Below are 7,231 nucleotides of genomic sequence, written 5' to 3'. Positions count from 1 at the left end.
CCGCCTTTGCGCTTGAGAAACTTCTCGAGAATCGGGAAGAGATCGAAGATCAGCGGATCGATGTGGCGATTCTTTTCCAGGCCGCCGGGAAGGGCCTCCATGCCCAGCAGCAGATTCTCCTTGACCGTCACCTGGGGAATGATGTCCCTGCCCTGGGACACATAACCGATGCCGGCCCGGGCCCGTTTGTAGGGGGGCTGGTTGGTGAGCTGGCCGTCCTGGTAGTTGATCGTTCCGGATCGCTGCTGCAGCAATCCGATGACGGTCTTGAGGAAGGTGGTCTTGCCGACGCCGTTGCGGCCGATCAGGCAGACCATCTTGCCTTCGTGGATGGTCAGATCCACGTTGCGGAGAATGTGGCTTTCTCCGTAATACACATTGAGGTCGGAGACCTGAAGCAGGGGCTGGGCGCTGGTGGTGGACATGGGCTCGCGGTGGGTGATGGTCGGAAAACGATCAGTGTTCGGGCGGCCCCAGGTAGACCTCGATCACCCGCGGGTCGGCTTTGACCGTCTCCAGCGGCCCTTGGGTCAGCACCTGTCCCTGGTGCAGAACGGTGACGTCGAAGCCCAGATCGCGGATGAACTCCATGTCGTGCTCGATCACCACCACGGTGTGATCGCCGGCGAGGGACTTGATCAGCTCGGCCGTGCGCAGGGTTTCCTCGTCGGTGAGGCCGGCCACGGGTTCGTCCAGCAGCAGAACTTCCGGGGCCTGGGCCACCAGGGAGGCAATGGCGAGCCATTGCTTCTGGCCGTGGGAGAGGGAGCCGGCCTTGACGGTGGCGAAGGGTGTCAGGCCTACGTAGTTCATGATCCGGTGCACCTCATCCTTGGAGGACTGGGGCAGGCCGGAACCCAGCAGGCTGAAGGCATTCTTGACCGGTGAGGCGGAGAGCTCCAGGTTGCGAAGCACGGTGAGGTTCTCGAACACCCGCGGTGTCTGAAACTTGCGGCCGATGCCGTTGCGCGAGATCTGCTGCTCGGAGACGCCAAGCAGCGACTTGCCTTTGAAACTCACCGACCCTTTCGTGGGCCGCACCTTACCTGTGATGACATCGAGGAAGGTGGTCTTGCCGGCACCGTTGGGGCCGATGATGGACTTCAGTTCACCCTTGTACAGCTTCAGGCTGAGGTCGGTGAGGGCATAAAAGCCGTCGAAACTCACGCTGACGTCATTGAGCTCGAGTAGAGGTTCTGACATGGACTTCGGAAGGGTGCGGAATCAAAAGTGCGGTCACAGCTGACAAGCCAGGACAGGTTCCCTGGAGGACTAATCCACCGGAATGGCCTCCTTGTCCAATTGGGGGTAGGTCTTGGCCTTCTTGGCGATGCCGAAGGCGGCGAGGAAGGTGCGGAAGCCACCCTTGGTGATCCAGCCGTAGATGCCATCGGGCATCAGAACCACCACGAAGATGAACAGGGCCCCCTGCACGAACAGCCAGGCCTCCGGCAGCGCTTCGCTCACCAGGCTGCGCAGGTAGTTCACCACGGTGGCGCCGATGATCGGACCCACAAGGGTGCCCCGACCACCCACGGCTACCCAGATCACCATTTCGATCGAGAAGGAGATCGACATGTACTGGGGTGACACGATGCCGGATTGGACCGTGTAGAGGGCCCCGGAGATGCCGCAGAGGGCCCCAGCCACCAGGAAGACGATCGTCTTGAAGGGGACAGGGTTGAAACCGGCGAAGCGCAGGCGGCTTTCGTCGTCTCGGATGGCGATCAGGGCATCACCGAAACGTCCACTGGTGAAGTAGCGGCAGACCAGAAATGCCAGGGGCAGCAGCACCACCGTGAGGCGGTAGAACCAGGCCTGCATGTCGGGGGAACCCACCAACTGGCCAAACAGTTCGGTGGTGCTGGTCTTGAGGCCGTTGGTGCCGTCAAAAAGTTTCTGCTGGCCGTTGAAGAAGTGGAAGAAGACCATCAACGCCGCTTGGGTGATGATCGAGAAGTACACCCCCTTGATCCTGTTTCTGAAGATCAGCCAACCCACCACACCGGCCACCACCGCAGGAATCACCCAGAGGGCGATCAGGGCGAACACCGGCGACCAGAACGGTTGCCAGAAGAAGGGGAGCTGGTCAACGCCGTAGTTCTCGAAGAACTTGGGAATGCCATTGCCACCCGCCAGACTCTTGGTATTGAGCATCAGGTTCATGGCCACCGCATAGCCCCCCAGCGCAAAGAAGATCCCCTGACCCAGGCTCAACAGACCGGTGTAGCCCCAGATCAGGTCGATTGCCAGTGCCGTGATCGACAGCGCGAAGTAGCGGCCGAAGAGGTTGAGGCGGAAATCGTCGAGCGCCGCCGGCAGGATGAACAGGGCGATCGCCAGCAGAATCCAGGGGACGAGTCGTTGGAAGAGTTTCACAGGTAGGGCCTCCTGGGGGGGAGATGGAACGGGAATCTGCAGAGGGGGGGAGTGCTGGGGTCAGGCATCGACTGAGCGACCCTTCTGGGGGAACATGCCGTTGGGGCGGAACTGGAGAAAGACGATGATGAAGATGAATACGAGCACCAGCGACATGCTTGTGGTGGCGAAGAACTCGATCACCCCTTTCGCCGCTAGGGGCATGTCCGGGAAGATTGTCAGCAGGGTGCCCGAGCCGATCACCGACTGGATGATTCCCAGCAGCAGGGAGGCCAGCACGGTGCCCAGCAGATTCCCCACACCACCGAGGACGATCACCATGAAGCCGGAGACGATGTAGGCGGCGCCGAGGTTCGGGCCCACCGATCCGAGCAGGGTGATCGCACAACCGGCCACCCCCGCCAGCCCTGATCCGATGCCGAAGGTGATGCTGTCGACCCGATCGGTGGGAATGCCGAGGCAGTTGCTCATCTGGCGGTTCTGGGTGACGGCCCGGATGCGCAGACCCCAGACACTCTTGTTGAGGAACCAGTAGGTGGCCAGGAGCAGCAGGGCCGACAGCAGGATGATGAAGATGCGCAGACCGGGAAGTTCGATGGTGCCGATCATTCCCCAGCTTCCCTGCAGCCACTTGGGTGCGGTGACGTCAATGTTGCGGGGACCGAACCAGGGTTTGGCGAGGGGTCGGATCTGGTCGAACAGGTTGACGGCGATCAGGCCAATGCCGATGGCGACCGCCCAGCCAAGTCCGTTGAGATAGGTGAAGAAGGGCTTCTCGGAGAACTTCGCGCCGAGTAGCTTGGAAAGAACAACTCCAACCACAACACCCACAAAGATGCCCAGCATCATGGCGGTGGACACACTGCGGATCAGCTGGATGAGAATCAGGCTGACGCCCCAAGTGGCGAGCAATGTTTCCAGTGGTCGTCCATAGAGCTGCCGGATCAATGTTCTCTCCAGCAGCACCCCGATGAGCCCCGTCACGATGAAGGCAAGAACCAGTGAGATCGGGAAATACAGTTCAAAGATCACACCACCCATGGGCTTGAAGGCCGACTGCACCACGTAGGTGACGTAGGCCCCGAGCATCATGAACTCGCCATGGGCGAGATTGATGACGCCCATTAACCCGAAAACGATCGCCAAGCCCGTGGCTGCGAGCAGCAGCACTGACCCGATGCTCAGGCCATCGAGTATCTGAGAAAAGAAAAGTTCCAACGGAATGAATGGTGAACGTTAGATCGAGCGCCGCTCAAGCGGCGCTCGATCGGGTCGAACGTGGTGGTGTGCTGAACCGGAAGGGGGTGGTTCCCGAAGGAACCACCTGTCTTTCATGGAGTCACGAAAGGGTCCGTGATCACATCTTGAACTTGCCGGCGTCAGGCCGATCCTGGGTCCAGTCGCAGGTGAAGCCCTTGGTCTCGGGAACGAACTGGTTCCAGGGAATCGGGGGGATGGCCTTGACGCTGTCGTAGAGGATCTTGAACTGGCCGGTGGGTTCCGCTTCGCCGATGAGGACCCGCTCCGAGGTGTGGTGGTTGGGGAACATCTTGATCTCGCCCTGGGGAGCGGCGAAGGTGATCCCGATCATGTCCTTGCGGACCTTGTCGAGATCCTCGAAGGTTCCCGCCTTCTCGACGGCGTTCTTCCAGAGGTAGACCATGTTGTAAGCGGATTCCGCAGGGTCACCCGTGACCCGGTCGGCGCCATACATGGCCTGGAAGTCGGCGGTGAACTTCTTGGATGCCGGGGTGTCCAGGCTCATGAAGAAGTTCCAGGCGGCGTAGGTGCCGTTGGTGTACTCAGGACCGATCTGACGGATCTCCTCTTCCGCGATCGAGAAGGACATGATCGGGTACTTGGCCGGATCGATGCCCGAGGCCTTGAACTGCTTGAAAAGGGCGACGTTGGAGTCGCCGTTCAGGGTGTTGATGATGATCCCGCCATCCGGGAAGGCCTTCTTGATCTTGGCGATGATCGGGGCCACCTCGGTGTTTCCGAGTGGGATGTAATCCTCGCCGACGGTTTCACCGCCAAGGGCCTTCATCTGCTCCTTGATGATGGTGTTGGCCGTACGTGGGTACACGTAATCAGAGCCAACCAGGTACACTTTCTTGCCGAGCTTGTCGGAGAACTTGTCCATCAGCCACTGCACCGCAGGCTCGGCCTGCTGGTTCGGCACGGCACCAGTGTAGAAGATGTTGCGGGAGCACTCCTGACCCTCGTACTGAATCGGGTAGAAGAGCATGTGGTTCTTCGACTCGAAGACCGGCAGCATCGCCTTGCGGCTGGCGGAGGTCCAGCCGCCGAAGACAACGGCGACCTTGTCGGAGTCGATCAGTTTCTGGGCTTTCTCCGCGAAGGTGGGCCAGTCGGAGGCGCCATCTTCAGCGACCGCAACGATCTTGTAGGACTTGCCGCCAACCTTGACGCCGCCGGCGTCATTGATTTCCTTGATCGCCATTTCCTCGACTTCTTTCAAAGTCGTTTCGGAAATGGCCATGGTGCCGCTGAGGGAGTGAAGGATGCCAACCTTCACTTCGCCGTCGAAATTACCGCCTGATCCTGACTCGCCTCCACAGGAAACGAGGGTGACGCTCACAGCAGTTACGGCGAGAGCAGCTGTCAGTCGCCTTGAAAGATGCAGAGACATTGAAGCCTGTTCAAGATGAATTGTAGTCGCCGTAACCGACGGCAAAAGGAAAGGTAAGGAAGGACGTGATTACTCCCGGTATCCAATGAGACAGAAAGCGACCCGGGGCTTGCTGGCGTGAGGATTTGCACGTGGCTTGCCAGTCGATATGTTGCATTACCTACGGTTTCGCTGATGAACCCGTGAATTGCGAATATCGGGAGCCCCCGAGGCTCAGGCGGCGGCGGGCTCCGGCAGCTGGCGCAGCAGGAAACTCTCGACCCTGTCCAGCCCTTCACCGCTGCGCAGATTCGTGAAGCACCAGGGGCGTCCACCGCGCATGCGTTCGGTGTCCTCTTCCATCACCGTCAGGCTGGCCCCCACCATCGCCGCCAGGTCGATCTTGTTGATCACCAGCAGATCGGAGCGGGTGATGCCCGGGCCTCCCTTGCGGGGGATCTTGTCGCCGGCGGCCACGTCGATCACGTAGATGCAGAGATCCACCAGTTCCGGACTGAAGCTGGCCGCCAGGTTGTCGCCGCCGCTCTCCACCAACACCAGGTCCAGATCCGGGAAGGCCTCTTCCAGCTCCTGCACCGCCGCCCTGTTGATGGAGCAGTCCTCCCGGATGGCGGTATGGGGACAGCCTCCGGTCTCGACCCCGCGGATGCGCTCGGGGGCCAGGGAGCCGGCTCTGGTGAGAAACTGGGCATCCTCCTGGGTGTAGATATCGTTGGTGACGACCGCGAGCTGAAGTCGCTCCCGCAGCCGACGGCAGAGGGCATCCACCAGGGCCGTCTTCCCCGAGCCCACCGGCCCCGCGACCCCGACCCGCAGTTTGCTGCCCATCGCCCGATTCCAGGATGGGTGCCATCCTGGCGCCAGCGCCGATGGCCGCGGTGAGCGATGAACCGATCCCCAGGTTGATGCGCCGTTTCGAGCGTCTGGATGGGCGGCTGGTCGCGACCGTCTCCGGGACGGGGGTGGTGGTCTGCCTTGGGTTCATCGAGCTGCTGCGCAGTCCCCTGCAGCAGCTCTCCAGGGTCACGGTCGAGCTGCTGGCGGTACGGGCCCTGCTGTTTCTGGGGCCGCTGCTGGTCAGCCTGCTGTTGCTGCTGCGGGATGGACCACTCCTGCTCGGTGAACGCCGTTCCCCCGGCGGCTGGGCGCCCGAGCTCATCGCCAGCGGCCTGCTCAGCATCGTGCTGCTGCTCTATTTCATGGCGGCGGTGATCATCACCGCCAGCCTCACCCTCAACCAGGGCGATGTGGTGGCGGAGGTGGCCTTCCTGATCGGCCAGCTGGAGCCGGCCCGCTTCGCCGCCGCCCTGGCCAGGGCGGGTCTCTACGGCGCGATCACCGCCGCCATCTGTCTGCAGCAGGCCCGACGCGCCACCTCCGGTGTCACGGCGATGGCCTCCCGGATGTCCCGATCCTTCCTGCTGGGCCTCGGGTTGCTGGTCTGCCTCGACCTGCTCTGGACGATCACCGTCGATCCCCTGCGGATGGGAGGCCGCTGACCATGGCACCCACTGCTCCGCCGCGGCGCCCCCGTCCCCAGAGCCTGGTTGTCCTGGCGGGGGCGGTGGGGCTCCTGGGGCTGTTCGTGCTGGGGATCGCCCGTGCCGGCAACTGGCTGGCGCCCAGCGTGCGCCTGCAGTTCCGAACCCTGGATGCCGCCGGCCTGTACCCGGGTATGGCGGTGCGGATCTCGGGGTTCGCCGTGGGCCAGGTGCGCCGGATCCTGCTCCAACCCGATGCCCAGGTGCTGGTGGAACTGGAGCTGCGGGACCCCTACCGCTCCATGGTGGGTCGCCGCAGCCGGGCGGAACTGGCCCAGATTGGCCTCCTGGGGGACAGCTACATCGCCATCACCCCCGATCCGGCGGCGGTGGGCCAGCCGCCGATCGGCGATGGCGAGACGATCGTGTTCAGCAGCCGTCCCGATCTGGAGGATCTGCTGGCTGAGGTGGCTAGCAGCCGTATTCCCCTGCAGCGGGCCGTCAGCAGTGGCCTCAGCCTGGCGGAGACCCGCCTGCCCCGCAGCCTCGACCAGCTGGACCAGACCCTGGCCGCCAGCCGCCGCCTGGCCACCCGCCTGGAGAGCGACGCCCAGCGCAGCAGCAGCGAGCTGAACCGCACTCTGGCGGCCACCCGCCAACTGGCGCAGCGCCTGGAGGGCCGCGCCGACGGCACCGCCGCCGACCTCTCCGCCCTGAT

8 protein-coding genes are annotated in these 7,231 nt (G+C 62.7%); 2 read left to right on the top strand and 6 right to left on the bottom strand.

The window, feature by feature from the left end; translation table 11 throughout:
- The 6 genes from KBZ04_RS12560 to ureG all read right to left on the bottom strand — a co-directional run.
- The coding region (locus tag KBZ04_RS12560) for an ATP-binding cassette domain-containing protein (RefSeq protein ID WP_254992252.1) at positions 1 to 425 on the bottom strand (425 nt) is incomplete at its 3' end.
- 31 nt (positions 426 to 456) lie between these two features.
- Positions 457 to 1,203 carry an urea ABC transporter ATP-binding protein UrtD gene (gene urtD / locus KBZ04_RS12555; protein WP_254992251.1) on the bottom strand — a complete coding sequence of 249 codons (747 nt, stop codon included), beginning with the start codon at positions 1,201 to 1,203 and terminating at the stop codon, positions 457 to 459.
- Positions 1,204 to 1,272: 69 nt separating this feature from the next.
- Positions 1,273 to 2,379, bottom strand: coding sequence for an urea ABC transporter permease subunit UrtC (urtC, locus tag KBZ04_RS12550; RefSeq protein WP_254992250.1), 1,107 nt, complete (start codon positions 2,377 to 2,379; stop codon positions 1,273 to 1,275).
- A gap of 60 nt (positions 2,380 to 2,439) precedes the next feature.
- On the bottom strand, positions 2,440 to 3,597 hold the full coding sequence (locus tag KBZ04_RS12545) for an ABC transporter permease (protein WP_254992249.1): 1,158 nt from the start codon (positions 3,595 to 3,597) through the stop codon (positions 2,440 to 2,442).
- A gap of 139 nt (positions 3,598 to 3,736) precedes the next feature.
- Positions 3,737 to 5,032, bottom strand: coding sequence for an urea ABC transporter substrate-binding protein (gene urtA, locus KBZ04_RS12540; protein WP_254992248.1), 1,296 nt, complete (start codon positions 5,030 to 5,032; stop codon positions 3,737 to 3,739).
- A gap of 213 nt (positions 5,033 to 5,245) precedes the next feature.
- Positions 5,246 to 5,860, bottom strand: coding sequence for an urease accessory protein UreG (gene ureG, locus KBZ04_RS12535; protein ID WP_254992247.1), 615 nt, complete (start codon positions 5,858 to 5,860; stop codon positions 5,246 to 5,248).
- A 14-nt stretch (positions 5,861 to 5,874) separates the two neighbouring features.
- Between ureG and KBZ04_RS12530 the strand changes: the two genes are divergently transcribed.
- Positions 5,875 to 6,531: a hypothetical protein gene (locus KBZ04_RS12530; protein WP_254992246.1), complete on the top strand. Its 657-nt coding sequence runs from the start codon at positions 5,875 to 5,877 to the stop codon at positions 6,529 to 6,531.
- 2 nt (positions 6,532 to 6,533) lie between these two features.
- The coding region (locus KBZ04_RS12525; RefSeq protein ID WP_254992245.1) for an MlaD family protein at positions 6,534 to 7,231 on the top strand (698 nt) is incomplete at its 3' end.

The organism is Cyanobium sp. N5-Cardenillas (genome assembly GCF_024345515.1).
In the GTDB taxonomy this organism is placed as follows: Bacteria; Cyanobacteriota; Cyanobacteriia; order PCC-6307; family Cyanobiaceae; genus Cyanobium.
This window is presented reverse-complemented; position numbering and strand designations above follow the sequence as displayed.

Excerpts from the sequence above, each read along its gene's own strand:
- urtA (WP_254992248.1), bottom strand. The coding sequence starts at position 5,032 with ATGTCTCTGCATCTTTCAAGGCGACTGACAGCTGCTCTCGCCGTAACT.
- urtD (WP_254992251.1), bottom strand. The coding sequence starts at position 1,203 with ATGTCAGAACCTCTACTCGAGCTCAATGACGTCAGCGTGAGTTTCGAC.
- KBZ04_RS12530 (WP_254992246.1), top strand. The coding sequence starts at position 5,875 with ATGGGTGCCATCCTGGCGCCAGCGCCGATGGCCGCGGTGAGCGATGAA.
- ureG (WP_254992247.1), bottom strand. The coding sequence starts at position 5,860 with ATGGGCAGCAAACTGCGGGTCGGGGTCGCGGGGCCGGTGGGCTCGGGG.